Origin of the sequence: Campylobacter sp. CNRCH_2016_0050h, assembly GCF_025772605.1 — a bacterium.
Classification (GTDB): Bacteria; Campylobacterota; Campylobacteria; order Campylobacterales; family Campylobacteraceae; genus Campylobacter_D; species Campylobacter_D lari_D.
Genome location: NZ_JAKMSK010000011.1, coordinates 1 through 17,898, shown reverse-complemented (window position 1 = coordinate 17,898; position 17,898 = coordinate 1). Strand labels below are relative to the sequence as shown.

At 29.0% G+C, this 17,898-nt stretch carries 16 protein-coding genes and 1 tRNA gene; 2 read left to right on the top strand and 15 right to left on the bottom strand.

Annotated elements, in window-relative coordinates; all coding sequences use genetic code 11:
• Positions 1-46: 46 nt before the first annotated feature.
• From mnmC to L8X28_RS06350, 13 genes are read right to left on the bottom strand one after another with little or no spacing between them, the layout of a single operon-like run.
• Complete coding sequence (gene mnmC / locus L8X28_RS06410) at positions 47-1,882, bottom strand: bifunctional tRNA (5-methylaminomethyl-2-thiouridine)(34)-methyltransferase MnmD/FAD-dependent 5-carboxymethylaminomethyl-2-thiouridine(34) oxidoreductase MnmC (protein WP_263665847.1); 1,836 nt, start codon at positions 1,880-1,882, stop codon at positions 47-49.
• Complete coding sequence (locus L8X28_RS06405; RefSeq protein WP_263665846.1) at positions 1,879-3,819, bottom strand: N-acetylmuramoyl-L-alanine amidase family protein; 1,941 nt, start codon at positions 3,817-3,819, stop codon at positions 1,879-1,881. The genes mnmC and L8X28_RS06405 overlap by 4 nt, the downstream gene beginning before the upstream one ends.
• On the bottom strand, positions 3,812-4,909 hold the full coding sequence (locus L8X28_RS06400; protein ID WP_263665845.1) for a nitronate monooxygenase: 1,098 nt from the start codon (positions 4,907-4,909) through the stop codon (positions 3,812-3,814). Before L8X28_RS06400 ends, L8X28_RS06405 begins: the two co-directional genes overlap by 8 nt.
• Positions 4,909-6,111: a tyrosine--tRNA ligase gene (gene tyrS, locus L8X28_RS06395; protein WP_220566337.1), complete on the bottom strand. Its 1,203-nt coding sequence runs from the start codon at positions 6,109-6,111 to the stop codon at positions 4,909-4,911. The genes L8X28_RS06400 and tyrS overlap by 1 nt, the downstream gene beginning before the upstream one ends.
• Positions 6,112-6,124: 13 nt before the next feature.
• Positions 6,125-8,314 (bottom strand): RelA/SpoT family protein, encoded by a 2,190-nt coding sequence (locus tag L8X28_RS06390; RefSeq protein WP_133319249.1) that lies wholly within the window; start codon positions 8,312-8,314, stop codon positions 6,125-6,127.
• Positions 8,298-8,516, bottom strand: a complete 219-nt coding sequence (locus L8X28_RS06385; RefSeq protein WP_133319250.1) for a DNA-directed RNA polymerase subunit omega — start codon at positions 8,514-8,516, stop codon at positions 8,298-8,300. The genes L8X28_RS06390 and L8X28_RS06385 overlap by 17 nt, the downstream gene beginning before the upstream one ends.
• Positions 8,517-8,525: 9 nt before the next feature.
• The gene (gene pyrH / locus L8X28_RS06380; RefSeq protein WP_133319251.1) at positions 8,526-9,251 is read right to left on the bottom strand and encodes a UMP kinase; all 726 of its coding nucleotides are present in this window, start codon (positions 9,249-9,251) and stop codon (positions 8,526-8,528) included.
• 55 nt (positions 9,252-9,306) lie between these two features.
• Positions 9,307-10,482: a murein hydrolase activator EnvC family protein gene (locus L8X28_RS06375; RefSeq protein WP_263665844.1), complete on the bottom strand. Its 1,176-nt coding sequence runs from the start codon at positions 10,480-10,482 to the stop codon at positions 9,307-9,309.
• Positions 10,479-11,285, bottom strand: coding sequence for an ABC transporter permease (locus tag L8X28_RS06370; RefSeq protein ID WP_263659928.1), 807 nt, complete (start codon positions 11,283-11,285; stop codon positions 10,479-10,481). The genes L8X28_RS06375 and L8X28_RS06370 overlap by 4 nt, the downstream gene beginning before the upstream one ends.
• Positions 11,272-11,928 (bottom strand): cell division ATP-binding protein FtsE, encoded by a 657-nt coding sequence (locus tag L8X28_RS06365; RefSeq protein ID WP_039625813.1) that lies wholly within the window; start codon positions 11,926-11,928, stop codon positions 11,272-11,274. The genes L8X28_RS06370 and L8X28_RS06365 overlap by 14 nt, the downstream gene beginning before the upstream one ends.
• A gap of 46 nt (positions 11,929-11,974) precedes the next feature.
• Entirely contained in the window at positions 11,975-13,165 is a 1,191-nt protein-coding gene (gene trmB, locus L8X28_RS06360; protein ID WP_263665843.1) for a tRNA (guanosine(46)-N7)-methyltransferase TrmB, read from the bottom strand.
• Complete coding sequence (locus L8X28_RS06355) at positions 13,165-14,373, bottom strand: ferrous iron transporter A (RefSeq protein ID WP_220566341.1); 1,209 nt, start codon at positions 14,371-14,373, stop codon at positions 13,165-13,167. Before L8X28_RS06355 ends, trmB begins: the two co-directional genes overlap by 1 nt.
• Positions 14,327-15,289 (bottom strand): RluA family pseudouridine synthase, encoded by a 963-nt coding sequence (locus tag L8X28_RS06350; protein ID WP_263660618.1) that lies wholly within the window; start codon positions 15,287-15,289, stop codon positions 14,327-14,329. Before L8X28_RS06350 ends, L8X28_RS06355 begins: the two co-directional genes overlap by 47 nt.
• Positions 15,290-15,361: 72 nt before the next feature.
• Here L8X28_RS06350 and L8X28_RS06345 point away from each other — a divergent pair, with 72 nt between their 5' ends.
• A complete protein-coding gene (locus tag L8X28_RS06345) occupies positions 15,362-16,471 on the top strand; it encodes an FtsW/RodA/SpoVE family cell cycle protein (protein ID WP_263665842.1) in 1,110 nt (369 codons plus the stop codon).
• 52 nt (positions 16,472-16,523) lie between these two features.
• Positions 16,524-16,600, top strand: a tRNA-Ile gene (locus tag L8X28_RS06340).
• Positions 16,601-16,625: 25 nt separating this feature from the next.
• Here the strand turns inward: L8X28_RS06340 and L8X28_RS06335 are convergent.
• Together L8X28_RS06335 and L8X28_RS06330 are read right to left on the bottom strand one after the other, a co-directional pair.
• Entirely contained in the window at positions 16,626-16,898 is a 273-nt protein-coding gene (locus L8X28_RS06335; RefSeq protein WP_133319257.1) for a hypothetical protein, read from the bottom strand.
• A gap of 49 nt (positions 16,899-16,947) precedes the next feature.
• Positions 16,948-17,898: hypothetical protein (locus L8X28_RS06330; RefSeq protein ID WP_263665841.1), on the bottom strand; the 951-nt coding region annotated here is incomplete at its 5' end.

Below are 17,898 nucleotides of genomic sequence, written 5' to 3'. Positions count from 1 at the left end.
AATATTAATTTTAATATACCAATATATAAAATTAATAAATCAAGGATTAAATAAGTCCTTTTTTAAGCTTTCTAATTAAAAATCTTGCAGGATGTAAGGCATGTAAAAATTCTTTTTTTATTCTTGGCTCATCAAAAATCAATGAGCTCATCACTCTAGCACAAACAATAGCACTAGCAAAAGCTCTAGATCCATGAGCAATAGAAAAATACAAAGGAATAAAATCATTTGGTATGACTTGATTTTTATTTTTATGCCATAAAAGTGCTTTATAATTTTGCATATAAAAATTTTCATCATAGGCTTGACCTGCTATGGCAAATCTATCACTAGAATATGATCTAAATCCTACTTTACCGCCCATTATCTCTAAATTTTCATCGTGCAAAAACTCTTTTACATTTTCAATATTTTGCAAATCATCATTTTTTAAAAGCGTTGCATCTTGATTAAGCCTATCATAACTTGCGCCAATAAGTTGTAAATTAAGCTCCACATTAATAGGACAAATATATCCTTTAGAAGATAAGGCATGCGGGTTTTTTAAAAATGGTTTTAAATGAGTACATTGACCTCTTACACTACTTAATTTCATATATTTATACTCTAAAAATTTCTTAGCATCAGCACCTTGAGCATAGATTAACACATCATAATCTTTTAAAATTTTTTGATTATTAAAATTTAAAAAAAACTTTTCATTTTTATAAGAATAATCTTTAAATTCATACTCAAAAAATACCCTAGCCTTGCTTTTTTGCAAAAGTGTCTTCACAAGCTCTTGAGGTTTTATACAAAATCCATCTTTTAAAAAGGCTTGATTGTTAATAATTTCAAATAAAACATTATCTTTTTGACTATCAAAACGCTCTTGCATAAGCTCATTATGAGCAAACTCATAAACCCCTTGTGGAGTTAAATTTAAAATTTGTCTATAAAATCTACTTGCTTCTAAAAAAGCATATTGTGAAAACTCACCCAATAAAACATCGGGTTTTAAAATCAAAGAGCTTAAAATTCCATTGATATTTCCAGAAGCGCCTTTTCCTAATGAATTTTCTTTTTCAAAAACATCTACTTGAACATTTCTTAAAGAAAGCTCATAAGCCATGCTTGCTCCGGCTATACCTGCTCCGATAATAGCTATTTTTTGAATCTCTTTTTTTAAAGATGGGGTATTAAAATATGCAAATTTATCTTCAAATTCTAAACCATTAAAAATGGCTTGTATCATTTCTCTTTTTCTAAAACCTTTTATCTTTTGCACTTGAAAATTGTTGTTAATTAAAGCCTTTTTTAAAACACTAGCAGAAGAAAAAGTTAAAACCTTAGCATTTATTTTTGAGTTTTTAGCAACATCGTTTATAATATTATCATCAAACATATCTTGATTTTTAGAAGGTGAAAAACCATCTAAATACCAAATATTTGCCTTAAAGTCTAAATTTTGTAGATTTTCTTTAGCATCACCAAACACCAAATCTAAAAAACAATCTTGAAAATAAAACCTATAAACTCCATCCTTACATGGAGGATAAAAATTTAAAAATTGCTCTAAAACTTCTTTAAATTCCTCATAAAAACCAAGTTTTTTATAAATTTCTCTTAATTTATCTTTTTCTATATAAAAATTTTCAAAGCTAAGATAAAAAAGTCTTTGATTGTGTTTTTTTTCTTTTAAAAAACGCTTTAATGTAAGAAAGAAATTTAAGCCTATACCAAAACCAAGTTCTGCTACAATAGTTTGTTTGTTTTCAAAGTCAAAAGCATTTGTATATATAAATTTGCTTTCACTTAAACCATCACTAGAATTAAAATAATAATCATCAAAATCCAAAGAAAAAGGCGCATTATTTTTTATAATAATATTTGCTTTTTTCATTGATTCTTATAAAAATAACTTTCAATTCCATTGGCAATACCAATGGCTAATAATTCTTGGAAATTTTTATTTGTCAATCTATTTCTTTCACTAGGATGGCTAATATAACCTGTTTCAATCAAAATCGCTGGCATTTGTGCTCCTACTAAAACCCAAAACGGAGCCTCTCTAACCCCACCATCAACAACTTTATATTTTTTTCTTACATTGCTCAAAATTTTTTTCTGCACATCGATAGCTAATTTATTTGAAGCAACTATTTTTTCACGATTTAAAAAATTTAAAAATGTTTGCTTGGAAAAATAATTCATTTCTTCAAAATCTGATTGATTTTCTGCTTCAGCAGCTTTTTTACTTCTTTCGCTTCTTGCAGGAGATAAAAAGAAAGTTTCAATTCCTTGCAAAGTCTTAGCTCTTTGTTTATTTGGTGCTGCATTTGCATGGATAGAAATAAACAAATCTGCCATTTTCTCATTAGCCATGGAAGTTCTATCTCTAAGGTTTATAAATTTATCAGTACTTCTTGTGTAATAAATTTTATATCCTCTTTTTTTTAGCTCATTTCCAAGTTTTAAAGCCACACTTAAAACTACATCCTTTTCTCTAACACCCTTATCTCCTAAAGTTCCTGGATCCTTACCTCCATGACCTGGGTCAATTACTATAATTTTGCCTGATTTTTTGATAGTAGCTTTTGCTGCTTTTGAAGTATTTTTTACTGGTGTTTTTTTAATCTTTTTCTCAAATCCTACAAATAGCTCATCATCATCCAAATCAAGACTAGTCTTAAAATCACTAGTAGAATTTAAAACAATTCTTACTGTAGTTTTATTAAACTGCACTATTGTGATAGATTGATTTTTATTAATATCAATTTTTTTTCTATCACCTTCTAGAATAGCTTCAAAACTCACAATAGAGCGATACATTTTACCATCTTTAAAAGAGTTAATTTTAATATCTTCAATATCAATATCATTGTTTAATTTTAAATTAACACCACTTTTATCTTTACTTGATTTTAAAATATATAAAGGTTCATTTCTAACAACTTCTTTTTTAACTTCTGTTTTTTTAATCTCGCTTTGTTTTTTAACTATAGGTTTAGGTTCTTCTTTTTTTTCTATTTTTTCAAGTCCCATAAAAAGACTTTGATCTTTAAGCTCTATTTTTACTTTTAACTCTTTTTTAGAACTCAAAACTAAACGCATGCTAGTTGGATTAAATTGTGATACAATAATATCAAAATCTTTAAATTCAAAATTTCTCTTTGGCCCTTTTAAAATTCCATCAAAATCTGCAACATAACGAAAATTATCACCTTTTAAAGTAAAATTTTTTATATCTTTTTGGCTAATTTTTTCACTCAAATCAAGCAAAACACCATTATCTAATTTTTTAACATCAAGAATAAAAAGCTCTTTTTGTGCCGAAGTTTTTTTATCTTCTTTTTTATCTTCTTTTTTATCTTCTTTTTTATCTTCTTTTTTATCTTCTTTTTTATCTTCTTTTTTATCTTCTTTTTTATCTTCTTTTTTATCTTCTTTTTTATCTTCTTTTTTATTAGTAAAAGCCGTAGTATTAGTTTCGTTTTTTACTAGCTCTTTTTTTATTTTTTGATCTTGTATAACTTTTAAAGCATTTTTTAAACGCGAAATTTCTTCTTCACTTACTCCGCTTTCTTTAAGCTCTTGCACATAAGCCTTATCATCAAAACCTAAAAAATTTGAACTAATGATTAATCTTTTTAAAATCTCATTTTTTTCTTCATTATTATCATTAATTACGCTTTGTATATATAAAGATTTTAGTTGTTGATGTAATTGCAATTTTTCTTCTGCATTAGAGGTTAAAAAGTTTTGATCAAATTTTTTAACCTCTACATTAGCAAAAACACCAATATAAAATAATAAAAAAATAAAAAATATTCTAAGCATCTTCACCATAAACTAATTTTTTCATTAGTTCTTCTACACTAATAAGTTTATCTAATCTATACCCATTAGCTCCTGTAAAAAATAAACCTGTTTCTTTTTTGCCACTCCAAGCATCGTATAATCTATCCGCTATACAATAACCTACTTTAGTAGCTTCCTTACCTCTACCACATGGTGCAACGCAGTTGCTCACACAAGAAATTTTTGGCCCCATTCTTTTATCTACTAAATTTAAAAGATTGGTTCTTACTCCTCTTGCAGGATAACCAACCGGGGATTTTAAAAGCTCAATATCTTCTTTTTTACAATCAAGTAATACTTGTTTAAAATCATCACTCGCATCACATTCAAAAGTTCCTATAAAACGAGTTCCCATTTGAACGCCACTTGCTCCTAAAGACATCATCTTTTCTATATCTTGCTTATCCCAAATTCCACCTGCAGCAATCAGTGGTATGTCGCCCCAATTTTTAATTTCTTGCGCAACTTGTGGCACCACATTTTCTAATTGATATTCATCCATTAAACATTGCTCATAAGTAAAACCCTGATGTCCGCCGCTTTTTGGTCCTTCAACTATAACTGCATCAGGTAAGCGATTGTATCTACCTTGCCATCTTTTACAAATAATTTTTAAAGCCTTAGCTGATGATACAATAGGTACCAAAGCAACATCAGGATAATCTTGTGTAAATTCAGGTAAATTTGTAGGAAGTCCTGCTCCTGAAACTATCACATTAAAACCAACCTCACAAGCATTACGAGCAATTTGCGCATAATTATTACTTGCATATAAAATATTACAGCCCAAAGGTGCGTCTTTGCAAACCTTTCTAGCATTATCTATCAAAGCTTTTAAGCCTGCTTTTGAGTAAAAATTATCACTACCATAAGGTTTTGCATTAAGTTCTTTATCTATATGTGTTCTATTTTCATAATACCCAGTTCCCACTGAAGAAATAATCCCTAAACCACCATTTAAAGAAACTGCAGAAGCAAGCTTATCCCAACTTATACCAAGCCCCATTCCACCTTGAAAAATAGGATATTTTATCTCATGCTTTCCAATTTTTAAAGCTTTAAAACTCATTATATTACCTTTAATTTTGCAAATTTTCTTTTTCCAACTTGTATAATATATTCTCCACTTTCTAGTTGGTATTGTTCATTTTGAACTTTTTCTCCATTAATACTTACTGCATTAGAACTAATCAATCTTCTAGCAGCTGAAGTAGAGCTTTCCATTTTACATTCCACTATAGCTTTTGCAAGCCAAATACTACCTTCTAAAGTAAAACTTGGCATATCACTAGGAAGCTCTTTTGCACTATGAACTTTGTCAAATTCTTCCTTAGCTTTTAAAGCACATTCATTTGAGTGAAAACGAGCTGTTATTTCTAAAGCTAAATTTTCCTTAGCTTTTTTAGGATGTAATGAGCCTTTTTTAATATCATCTTTCATTTGTGAAATTTCATTTAAGCTTTTTTCACTTAAAAGCTCATAATATCTAAACATCAACTCATCACTTATACTCAAAACCTTAGCATACATATCTTTAGCATTTTCTGTTACACCGATATAATTTCCTAAGCTTTTACTCATTTTATTTACACCATCAAGACCTTCAAGCAATGGCATCATCATCACCGCTTGCTCTTTTTGGCAATTATATACTCTTTGAAGCTGTCTACCCATTAAAAGATTAAATTTTTGATCCGTTCCACCCATTTCTATATCACTTTTTAATGCAACGCTATCATAACCTTGTAAAAGTGGATATAAAAACTCACAAATTGATATAGGACTTTGCTCTTTAAAACGCTTAGTAAAATCATCTCTTTCAAGCATTCTAGCAACACTAAAAGTCGAAGTAAGTTCTACTATACCAGCAGCACCAAGCTCATTTAGCCATTTAGAATTAAAATGAATTTGAGTTTTACTTGGATCTAAAATCTTAAAAACTTGCTCTTCATAAGTTTTAGCATTTTTAAGCACTTCTTCTTTATCAAGTTTTTTTCTTGTGACACTTTTTCCTGTTGGATCGCCTATTTGAGCAGTAAAATCACCTATTAAAAATTGCACTATAGCTCCATGCTTTTGAAGTAAAGCCATCTTGCTTAAAACTACAGTATGACCCAAATGCAAATCAGCGGCCGTAGGATCAAAACCAGCTTTTACAAAAAAGTTTTCGCCTTTTTCATAATAATTTTTTACCAAAGAAATCAATCTTTCCTCATCAATAATTTCTGCTATTCCTCTTTTAATTTCTTTAATAATTTCTTCAATATTCATTATAAAACCTTTTTTAGTGATTATTATATGCATCATTTAAAGATGTAAAATCTAAAATCTTATACCTAGCTTTTAATCTTTCTTTTGCATTTTCAACATCTATATTATTAGGTAATTCAACTTGCACTTCAAAATAATTTGCCACCACAGGCTCTGAATCGGCTGAATTAATACTTAAAACATTAATCTGCATTTTAGCCAAAGTAGTTAGAAAATCCGCTAAAGAGCCTTTTTTATTTTCTATAGAAACAATGATTTTGTAACTTTTTATCGAGCTATCATTCCAAGAAACAAAAACCATTTCTTTGTTATCTTCTATCATCTTCATTGCTTGTTCGCAAAGTTTATGGTGTATTGTAGCACTAGTTGAATGTCTAAAAGCGATGATTTCATCTCCTCTTTTAGGTCTACAACAATAATCAAAATTAATCGTAGTTATTTTATAATTAGAACCAATCACTATGCTTTCAAATTTTTGTTCATTTTGTTCAAATTTAGCTGCTTGATTTTGTCCTACATATTTTCTAAGAGCTATAATTACCTCTTTAAAATAATTAAAATCTAAAGCAATTTGTCTGAGCTTTTTATTAAATTTTTCTTTTTCAAGCCATTCTTCTATAAGTTTAGAATCTTTATTAAATGCCGTAGATAAAAGATTAATGGCAATTTTATTGTTTAATTCTTTTTTCTTTTGCTTACAAAAATCTCTTATACTAGCTCTAGCTTTTCCTGTTTTAACACTATCTATCCAAGAGCATCTAAAAAATTCTTCCTCTGAAGTTTCAATACTAACTATATCTCCATTTTTAAGCACAGTTAAAAGCGGAACTCTCATACGATTTACAAAGGCGGTTTTTGCATGAAGTCCTACTTTAGTATGAACCTCATATGCAAAATCCAAAGCCGTAGCTCCACGCGGTAAGGTAAAAATTTCACCTTTAGGAGAATATACTGCTATATCCTCAATATATAAACTATCCTTTGCATATTCATAAAGCTCAATAGCATCACAATCTTGTATATTATTTCCTTCTTCTTTACCATGCATAGAAATATCTTCAAGCCAATCTAAATTTGGTGTTGCAATATTTCCTTCTTTATATTTCCAATGTGCTGCAACGCCAAATTCAGCAGTTTTATGCATATCAAAGGTGCGAATTTGAGCCTCTATGATATTTTTTGCATCAAAAAGTGTTGTATGTAAGGTTTGATAACCATTTTGTTTTGGCAAGGCTATATAGTCTTTAAATCTTGAAATCAAAGGATTAAAATGCGTATGTAAAATTCCCAAAGCCAAATAACAATCATAAACTTTTTCAACCAAAATTCTTACACCCAAAAGGTCTAAAACTTCATCAAGCCCCACACCTTTTCTTTGCATCTTTAAATAAATAGAATAATTATGTTTAATTCTTTTATGTATAACAAAACTACCTTGTCTAAACCCATTTTCCAAAAATAACATTTCTATTTTTGAAATAAATTCATTAAATCCAAGTTGAATTTGTTGATCTTTTGCATTTATATAATTATCAATTTGTGCATATTCATCAGGAAGCAAAAATTTAAAACTTAAATCCTCAAGTAAATTCTTTATACTTGAAATTCCAAGTCTATGAGCTATAGGTGCATATACCACTAAGGTTTCTTCGCTAATTCTTTTTTGCTTATCTTCTCGTAAATAATTTAAGGTAAGCATATTGTGCAATCTATCACAAAGCTTTATTACAAGCACACTCACATCTTCAACACCCGCTAAAAGCATATTTCTAAAAGTCAGAGCAGATTTTGCAAGTTTCTCATTGGAATTAGAATGAGTAAGATGATCTTCTCTAATACTAACTATTTTAGTTAAACCTTGAACTAATTTTGTTACTTCTTCACCAAAATTTGCATTTAACTCTTCTTCATTACAATTTGTATCTTCTAATACATCATGTAATAATGCGGCTATAATCATAGATTGTATAGGACTTAAAAAAGCTACAAAAGAAGCTACCAATATAGGATGAACCGCATAAGGTTCTCCACTCTTTCTAAATTGTCCTTCGTGTTTTTGGATACAAAACTCCACTGCTTTTTCCAAAACAGCAGATTGTGGAAAAACCATAAAAAGAATTTCTTTTGCTCTTTGTAAATCCTTGCAATTTTTTACATCATCAACAAGTTTATCTAGCAATAACTCATCATTTACCAGCTTCAATAAATCCCTCTAATACGATTTTATCTTCTGCTATTTCATATAAAGCAATATCAGTATATTTATATTTATTTTTATCTAAATTTACTAAAGGTTCTGCACCATTTGCAAGCTCTTCAGCTCTTTTAGCTACTACAAGAGCTAATTTATATCTATCATCTTTTAATTTTTTTAATGCCTTTGCAGCTATTTGTTCTACTCTCATTTTTTACCTTTAATCTTGATTTTTAACAATAGAGCATAAGCTCATATCGCCTTGGATAATTTTTAATAAATTTCCTTCTTTAAACATATTACATACCACAATAGGTAAAGCATTATCTTTAGCTAGGGCTATTGCCGTATCATCCATAACTTTTATATTATCATGTAAAGCTCTTTCATAACTTAACTCATTAAGCATAATAGCATCATCAAATTTTTTAGGATCTTTGTTATAAATTCCATCTACCTTAGTTGCTTTAATGATCATATCTGCTTGAATTTCAACCGCTCTTAAAGTTGCAGCAGTATCTGTAGTAAAATAAGGATTGCCAGTACCACAAGCAAAAATAACTATGCGTCCTTTTTCTAAATGTCTATGTGCTCTTCTCATAATATATGTTTCGCAAAATGCTTCCATTTGGATAGCACTTTGAACCCTCACATCAAGTCCAGCACTTTCTAATGCTTCTTGCATAGCTATAGAATTAATTACAGTAGCAAGCATACCCATATGATCGCCACTTGTTCTTTTTATCAGTCCATCTCTTGCAGCAGATACCCCTCTAATGATATTACCACCACCTATTACAATACCTACTTCAACATTTTCATGAATCAAACTTTTTATTTCAGAAGCTATATATTTTAAAATAGAATTTTCTATACCAAATCCATTTTCTCCAGCCAAAGCTTCTCCAGAAAATTTAACCAATACTCTTTTTCTTTTATTGTTCATTAAATTTCTCCTTTGATTTAAAACTATATCAAAATTCGCATTAAAAAAAACTAATTTATTTAATCATTTCCAAAGGATTGATATGAAAATTCTTTTGGGTTACTTCAAAAGTTAAATCACTTTCAACCCTACCTATAATATAACCTTTCTTGATATTTCTACCTACTTTAACCCCAGGAGCAATTTTATCTAAATGTGCATAAATAGTATGTATACCATCTTTATTTTCAACAATCACAACTTGCTTTAAAGTTGGAGTTGCTTTTGCAAAAACTACTTTTCCATCTAAGACATTTCTTACCGCAGCATTAGCACTATCACTTTTTAAAACTACATTTTCATTATAGATCTTAATATTATAAATAGGATCTATATAATTTCCAAATTTTTGCTTTACTGTATAAGATTCTAAAGGAGCTATTGTCTTAGGACCATTATATCGCTTAACACTGCTTGTTTGATAGCTTGAACCCACTTGTTTTATGTTTGAATTTGGCTTTTGATCATCCTTTTTTTGTGCTAATTTTTCTTCTTCTTTTTCTTTGATAATTTTTAATTTATTGAGTGTTTTTCTTAATTCTTGCTGTTGGGCTTGCAAATTAGAAAGTTTTCTAGTATAAATTTCTTTATCAGTTTTTTGTTTAGCTATTTCTTGCTCTTGTTTTTTTCTAAGGTTTTTGAGCTCATCAATTTGATCTTTATAAACTTTTAAATTATTATTAATTGTAGTAATTTGTCTTTGCTTTTCTTCTATTTTTTTGCTCACATCTTCATAATCTTTTGAAATTTGATAAAATTCTTCTTTGAAAATTTTATCCAAAACCCCAACTAACTCCAAAGCAATAATACTATCTTCACTTTCAATATAATTTTTAGGGATTGCTAAATCATAAGCAAAATCTTTAGCAATTAAATCAATTATTTTTCCTTCGATCTTATTTTTATTTTGCAAAAGATCTTTATTTTGTGTATTAAGCTGCTCTAATGCTTTTATTTGAGTTTTCACAGATCCTTCAAGTTTAGAAGTTTTTGAAGTTAAGGTGCTAATTTCTGAAGCAATTTTTTTTAAATTTTTCTCATTATCTAAAATTTCACTAGCTAAATCTTCTAATTTTTTAGATAATTGCTTTACTATGCGTTCATTTTCTTTAATATCTTTTTGTTTTTGTGCAATTTCATTTGCAAATAAAACAGAAAAGGAAAATAAAAAAAGCAAAAAGCATTTTTTCATTTTCTAACCTTAAACATCACAAAATTCACACAAGCAAAACAAACACAAAGCATTGCTAAAAAAATCAAAAATAAATGCGTGAAAATACTTATTTTAGGTAAGCTAATGTCTACACTTTGTAAAGCTAGTTTAATGGATTCAAGATCATAAACTTGGGTAAAAAATAATACAAGCAATAAAAATGCTATAAAACAATCAATAAAAACTATCTTATAAAGCATAAAAGATCTAAACCAAAATGGGGCGCCAAGCAAGCACATGATTTCCACTCTTTGAGTATGCTCGAAAAGCCAAATTTTCATTTGTTTAAGCAATAATACAAAACTAAGCAATATTATAATAAACAAGAAAAACCATAATAAAAATTTCACTAAAACTAAAAGTTTATAAATTTTTGTATGCGTTTTTGCAAAAGTCTCCACTCTAGTAATGTTAGGATTTTTTAAAAGTTTATCTTTTAAAATGTTTAACTCATCTTCTGACAAAAGCTTATTAAGCTTCAAAGTATAAAATTTTGGCAATGTAGCCTTTAAAACCTCTATGTTTTTAGCTGATATATCATTTTTAAGTCTATCTATCATTTCATTTGGATTTAAAATTTCTAAAGACTGAAAATGACTAACCTGCTCTTCTATGCTTTTTTTATCTAAGTGAGTTTTTCCTACTAAAATGATATTATAATCTTTATTTAAAAGTTTTTCATAATATTCAATAGTTTTATTTGTGATAATCAAAAACTCAAAAGCAAACATCATCACCATTAAAGCAAATATTAAAGAAAGATGATTTTTAAAAGATTTCATTCATTCTCCCATTTTCTATATTAAAACGACGATAATCAAGTCTTAAATTAGTAGGAATTCTATGTGTAACAACTACCACGCAAGTTCCAAGTATTTCTCTAGCTGATTTTAACAAAGTCCATATAATATCTGAAGAATACTCATCTAAATTTCCCGTTGGCTCATCACATAAGAGTAATTTTGGATTATGTGCTAGGGCTCTTGCCATAGCCACGCGTTGCTGCTCTCCACCTGAAAGTTGAGCTGGCTTTTTATCAGCTTTGAAAGTTAAATTTACATGCTTTAAAAGCTTTGCGGCTTGTTCTTTACATACATTTTTACTATAACCTTTAATCATCAAAGGTAACATTACATTTTTTTCTACACTAAATTCTTGAACCAAACGATAATCTTGAAAAATAATTCCTATTTTTTGTCTAAGCTGCAAAAGTTCAGCATTAGAAATATCCACTAAATCATTATTGCAAACCTTTAAATTTCCACTTATTGGCTCCAAATCCCCATAAAAAGATTTTAACAAAGTTGATTTTCCGCTACCACTTTTTCCTGTGATAAAAACAAAATCATTATCTTTTAGCGAAAAACTAGCATTTTCTATAACAAGCTCATCATAACCAAGACAAAGCTTTTTGGCTTCTATCATCACTGCTTTTTCCTTATCATTTGTTTGATAATTATTTAAATCATTATTATTTAATATAAGAATACAATATTTCTCTTAATTTTTCTATAGCTTTTAAATTTTCTTTAGTTTTAAAAGGTTGCTCAAAGATAAATTCTATCTTTTGTAAGTTTAATACTATATAAACATGTTCAGGTTTATAAAAAGCACCAAAAGCTATTTTAATAACAAGTTCTTCATCTTTAATATACATTTTTTCAAAATGCAAGAAAAAATCTTCGCCTTTAAAAACTTCATTTTTAAAATTCTTTTTTATACAAGCTAATTCTTTTGTATTTAATTTTAAATCCTCAATAGCAAATTTTTGATTTTTATTCAAGCTTTTACTCTTGCTAAAACCACTAATGATTAAATCATATATATCTTTATTTTGTCTTTTCCAACGATCTTCATATTTACTTGAAATTTCTAAATTTTCATTTTTTTTGATTAAAGCTTTTAAATGTGGGAAAGTTAAAAAAGTCTCCAAAGTAAAATCAAAATACAAAAAACTATCCGTTCTAAGTTCAAATTGTCCATCTTCTTTTAAAACCCTAGCACATTCATTTGCAAAATTTAACCCCACTACTCTACGGTGAGGCTTTTTATCCCAAGGAACAGGAAAATGCAAAAAGATTTTATCCACAAGATTAGATTCAAGTACGCTTAATAATAATCTTGCATCAGTTTCTATTAATAAAACATTGTTTAAATTTTCACTTAAAGCAAGTTTAGCTACTTGTTCTAATGCAGGAGTGTAAATTTCTATACCAATTATCAGTACATTAGGATTTTGCCTAGCTTGATAAAGTAAATGTCTACCGCTTCCAAAACCTATTTCAATATAAATCTGTTTTTTATTTTTTATTTGTTCTAAAATTTCTTTTAAATCATTAGCAATTAAAGGTGTTTTTTGGATTAACCTTGTGTGTTTTAGCGCCACAGCTTCACAAACTACATCTTGAGTAAAATTTTCTTTAAATACAAGTAAAGCCTTTTGCAAATACCCAATTTGCGAAGGCTTAGTATGTTTTTCACCCTTTATAAGCCATTCTTGACTTTTTTCATCTTTTTTAATTTGTAAAAAAAATTTTTCTTGGTTTATACGCGTAAAAAGCAAATCAACATTTTCACCTTTAGCAAGCCATAAGAATTCAACTCCATCTTTTTCAAAAGGAAGTTGAATTTCTTTTAAAATTTTACACTTAAAATTTGGCATTATTTTACTGCCGTAAATTTATCAGAAGCTTTTGATTCTATGCCATTTGCATCAATTGCAATAACTTCATAACTATATACTTTTCCAGGAGCTGCAGTAATATCTTTTAATTGTTTAGATTTAATCTCTTTAAACACAGCATTACTTCCACCACCACTTCTTTTAACTATGTATTCTTTAGCTCTATCATCATTATCAATCCACTCTACTCTAATACCATCATCTTCAACAGCACACAAAACAATACTTGGCGCTAATGGTGCTCCTAGGGTAATACCTTCCACAGGCTCACTTGCTATAGGACTTTCTAGGCCATCTTTATCGACCATACTAACTTTATAATATCTTTTTTCAGCCACACCTTTAACCACATCTTCATAAGTATTTTCAGAAGTTTTAGCTACCACACTAAAAGGTAAAAAAGTAGTTGAACTTGAATAAATTTTATAATAAGCAAAATCAGCATAATCAATTTTATCCCAAGTTAAAATGATTTTTCTTGGTGCGTCTTTACTTGCTTGTAAATTACTTACCATAGGAGGAAGGGCTTTGGTAGTTGATTCTACTATTTTACTTGGAGTGCTTTTAATACCATCATAAGTTAAAGCTATGATTCTATATTGAAAACTTTCATCAGGTTTTAGCGAATCATCTATATATTCAGCACTTAAGCGATTTTTGATTCTAGCTAATTCTTTAAATTTCATATCTTTCATATTTGCACGCTCAATGATGTATGAATTTACTCTTACATCAGGATGTGGTCTCCAAACTATTTTCACACGATTTGGCAACCCTACAATAGCTTGCACAAAAGGCACTGGATCAATCACTCTATTTGTAAAAGCTTCTATGCTTACACCATCTTGAGAAACTTGTCCAAGTTCATTAAAGGTTTTCATAGAATAATAATATCTTGTATTTGGTGCTAAATTTGTATCAGTATAGTGAGTTTGAAATTTATTTTTGATTTTTGCTATAAGCTCCATAGGTGCACCAGCTGCATTTGCTCTATAAATATAATAACCTGCTATATTTTGATCATACAAAGGTTCCCATTCAAACGCTATACTTGTAATATCACTTATACTTTTAATACTTGATATTTTTGGTAAAGTATCATTTACTTGAGCAATTTGTGGTGAACTTACACTACAAGCACTAAAAGCTAAAGCAGAACTTAAGATAATCCAATGAAGTTTTTTCATCTATCTCTCCTTGTGTAAAATTTTCTTTTAAAATTTGATAAAAATCATCAAACATAGGAGCTTTTACAAACATCAACTCTTTAGTCCTAGGATGAATAAAATAAATCAAATACGCATGAAGCATTACTCTATTATACTTTATTTTTCCTTTATATCCGTATAATTGATCTCCTAAAATATATCGATTAAAATCTGCTAAATGCACCCTGATTTGATGAGTTCTTCCTGTGTATAACTTAGCAGCTATCAAAGAGCAATTTTTAGCACTTAATAAATTTATAAAATCTGTTTTTGCATTTTTTGCTAAAGGATTTTTAGTATTTGTAGTAATTTTTTTAAGCCTATTGCTAGGACAACGCATAATAGCTTTTTCATTACTCATTTTATCATTTTTCAAAGGTAATTCACTCAAAGCAAGATAAAATCTGCCCATACTTTTATCCAAAAGCTGATTTGCTAAAAATTGATGTGCTTGATTGTTTTTAGCTATGATGATAGCTCCACTTGTGCCCTTATCAAGTCTATGCACAAGCCCTGCTCTATGTTCTCCATTTAAATTTGACAAAGCATAGCCCTTATGCAAAAGCCAATCCACCAAAGTCGCTTCTTTAACACTACTTGCACCATGTACGACAACATTAGGAGCTTTGTTTAAAACTAAAACATCATCATCTTCATATAAAATTTCTATATCAAACTCAGGCGTGTAGCTTTCTTTGGCTTCTTTTACTAAAGGTAAAAAAATACTTATTTCATCTTTTTGTTTTATTTTTTTAGAACTTTTATTTTCTATTTTTTCATTAATATATATGCAGTTTTCTTTGATTAATTTAGCAACTTGCGAACGACTTTGCTTAAGTATATCTGATAAAAAAACATCCAATCTTTCTTCACAAAGTGATGAAATTTTTAGCATATTATATTTCCTTGTGATAAAATTTGCAATTTTAGCATATAATTATGTAATATTTTATAAAAAAGGGTAGCTTTGATAAAACTTGATAGAAGAATTTTAACACATTTTGACTTTGTGCAACCTCTTTTAGTGTTACCTATCATAGCTATATCTTTTCTTTTAATTTATGAGGCAAATACGCGCTTAGCTGAAAAACAATTTATCTATACTTTAGTGGGTTTTGCAGGATTTGCGTTTTTTTTCTTTTTACCCTTAAGAAGACTAATGTGGCTTATACCTGTGTTATATTGGATTAATATAGCTTTACTTTTAAGTGTGGATATTTTTGGTGTTGAAAAACTTGGAGCTAGAAGATGGCTTGAAATACCTTTTACGCATTTTACCATACAACCTTCTGAAATTTTTAAGCCCTCTTTTATTTTAATGTTAGCTTATTTGATTTATCAAAATCCTCCACCGCCTAATGGCTATGGCTTAAAACAATTTTTAAAGCTAAGTTTTTATATTTTGCTTCCGTTTTTGCTTATAGCAGGAGAACCTGATTTGGGAACAGCTTTGGTACTTTTAATAGTAGGCTTTGGAACGCTTTTTGTCATAGGGGTAAATTATAAAATTTGGCTTAGTATTTTTTTAGCTATAGCCATAGCCTCACCTATTATTTATAGTGATTTTTTAAAGCCTTATCAAAAACAAAGAATTCATGACTTCTTAGCTGAAGAGCCAAGTTACCATGTAAAACAATCCATCATCGCTATAGGAAGCGGTGGTTTGAGCGGAAAAAAAGCAGATGAAGCTACACAAACACATTTTAAATTTTTACCTATTTCTACGAGTGATTTTATCTTTGCATATTTGTCTGAAAGATTTGGTTTTATCGGTGCAGTTGTAATCATACTACTTTACACCTTACTCATTTTTCATTTATTGAGTTTAAATTATAAGCTCAAAGATGATTATTTTACAAGAGTGGTGACAAATTGCATTGCTTTATTTATTTTCATATATGTAGCGGTAAATATATCAATGACCATAGGTTTTGCTCCTGTTGTTGGTATACCTATGCCATTTTTTAGTCATGGGGGAAGTTCTTTTGCTACTTTTATGATTTTCTTTGGAATTTTACAAAATTTAATAACCTTTAGATATTTAGCAATAGAAAAAGCGGTAAAAATAAAATTCTAAATTTAAATTAAGGAAATAAAGATATAATAACATTTTTATTTTAACTTCTGGCGGATTTATAGCTCAGTTGGTTAGAGCAACCGGCTCATAACCGGTTGGTCGCAGGTTCGAGTCCTGCTAAATCCACCATTTATTTTGCATTACAACTTGATTTTCAAAAAAACATTTTCCAATGATTTTTTAGTATTTTGATAATATTTTTACAAATTTCTTTCTTTTTGCTTTCTTCTATTTGGAGTTTATCTAAAAAAGTTTCTTCAAGAGTGTTAATAAGTTGCATACATTCTTTTGCATTAAATCTTTCTACTTCGTTTAAAGGTGATAACGCTTTTAACAATAAATCTTTATATTCCATAAGAGTTTTAATATCTACCTCTGAAAGCTGGGCTAACAGAGATAGAAATTGTGCAAAATTATACAGTGGCATATATTTCTTTCTTTTTCCACAACATTATAAAATGTGCCTATATATCCGACTAATAAAATCTTTCATGATCTCCACCACCAAAAGTAACCGCTCGTGTTTCTGTGACATTTACACCTAAAGTATTAAATCTCATTGTAAAAGTAGGAGTATCGGTCAATGGTTTAGTGCACCATGTAGTTGATATTACAACTTTTGCCTCACCAGAATTATCAAATTCTTTATCCCATCTTTGTATAATTGGCACAGTTTGACCAAGGCCAACTAAGAGATTAGTTCCACTAAAATCAACTTTTTCTCCTGCAATTCCATCGGTTAATGTTAAAGTTGCACTGGTGTAGCATGAAGCAGGATCTTTCCAAGTATCATATATTGCATGAATGCGTTTTTGCACCTCAATACTTCCTACAATTGCTTCAGAATCAGCTCCATCCCATTCTTTATATTTCACTTTAAGACTAAAAATTCTACCGGTGTGTTCAGTAACTTTTCCAATAGGTTTAAAATTTAAATAAACTGAACCTTTATCATCAGTATGAAGCGTGCCTTTATTTACAAAATTAGTATAACCAAGATACTGATCTGGTTGAACATCTACACTAGAGTTTGGAATTAGTCCATATAGCTCTATAGTTGTTCCTGTATCAAATGGAATATTATTTACATTTATTCTTGGACGAATTGGACCATCAAATACAGCTGTTTCACTAGCTTTTTCACTTCCATCTTCATATTCAACGCTTACTGTTACCGAACGAGCAACAGGATTAATTGTTCTAAACTTAGTTAGTGCAACACCTTTACTATCAAAATATTTTGGAATTAGATCTTCTTTTGGAAGCACTCCATCGCCGACAATGCTCCATTTTATTTTTGCATAAGGAGTGCCTTTTGCCAATATACTGACAGCTTCAAGCAAATATGGATTTAGCCTTGTTTTACCAAGAGTTAATTGAATTGGAATCTTCTTATAATTTAATTCTTTACTTAAATTTTTACCCAT

Excerpts from the sequence above, each read along its gene's own strand:
- L8X28_RS06350 (WP_263660618.1), bottom strand. The coding sequence starts at position 15,289 with ATGCTAAAAATTTCATCACTTTGTGAAGAAAGATTGGATGTTTTTTTA.
- L8X28_RS06400 (WP_263665845.1), bottom strand. The coding sequence starts at position 4,909 with ATGAGTTTTAAAGCTTTAAAAATTGGAAAGCATGAGATAAAATATCCT.
- trmB (WP_263665843.1), bottom strand. The coding sequence starts at position 13,165 with ATGCCAAATTTTAAGTGTAAAATTTTAAAAGAAATTCAACTTCCTTTT.
- L8X28_RS06405 (WP_263665846.1), bottom strand. The coding sequence starts at position 3,819 with ATGCTTAGAATATTTTTTATTTTTTTATTATTTTATATTGGTGTTTTT.
- tyrS (WP_220566337.1), bottom strand. The coding sequence starts at position 6,111 with ATGAATATTGAAGAAATTATTAAAGAAATTAAAAGAGGAATAGCAGAA.
- L8X28_RS06370 (WP_263659928.1), bottom strand. The coding sequence starts at position 11,285 with ATGAAATCTTTTAAAAATCATCTTTCTTTAATATTTGCTTTAATGGTG.
- L8X28_RS06335 (WP_133319257.1), bottom strand. The coding sequence starts at position 16,898 with ATGCCACTGTATAATTTTGCACAATTTCTATCTCTGTTAGCCCAGCTT.
- L8X28_RS06375 (WP_263665844.1), bottom strand. The coding sequence starts at position 10,482 with ATGAAAAAATGCTTTTTGCTTTTTTTATTTTCCTTTTCTGTTTTATTT.
- L8X28_RS06365 (WP_039625813.1), bottom strand. The coding sequence starts at position 11,928 with ATGATAGAAGCCAAAAAGCTTTGTCTTGGTTATGATGAGCTTGTTATA.
- pyrH (WP_133319251.1), bottom strand. The coding sequence starts at position 9,251 with ATGAACAATAAAAGAAAAAGAGTATTGGTTAAATTTTCTGGAGAAGCT.
- mnmC (WP_263665847.1), bottom strand. The coding sequence starts at position 1,882 with ATGAAAAAAGCAAATATTATTATAAAAAATAATGCGCCTTTTTCTTTG.
- L8X28_RS06355 (WP_220566341.1), bottom strand. The coding sequence starts at position 14,373 with ATGAAAAAACTTCATTGGATTATCTTAAGTTCTGCTTTAGCTTTTAGT.
- L8X28_RS06385 (WP_133319250.1), bottom strand. The coding sequence starts at position 8,516 with ATGAGAGTAGAACAAATAGCTGCAAAGGCATTAAAAAAATTAAAAGAT.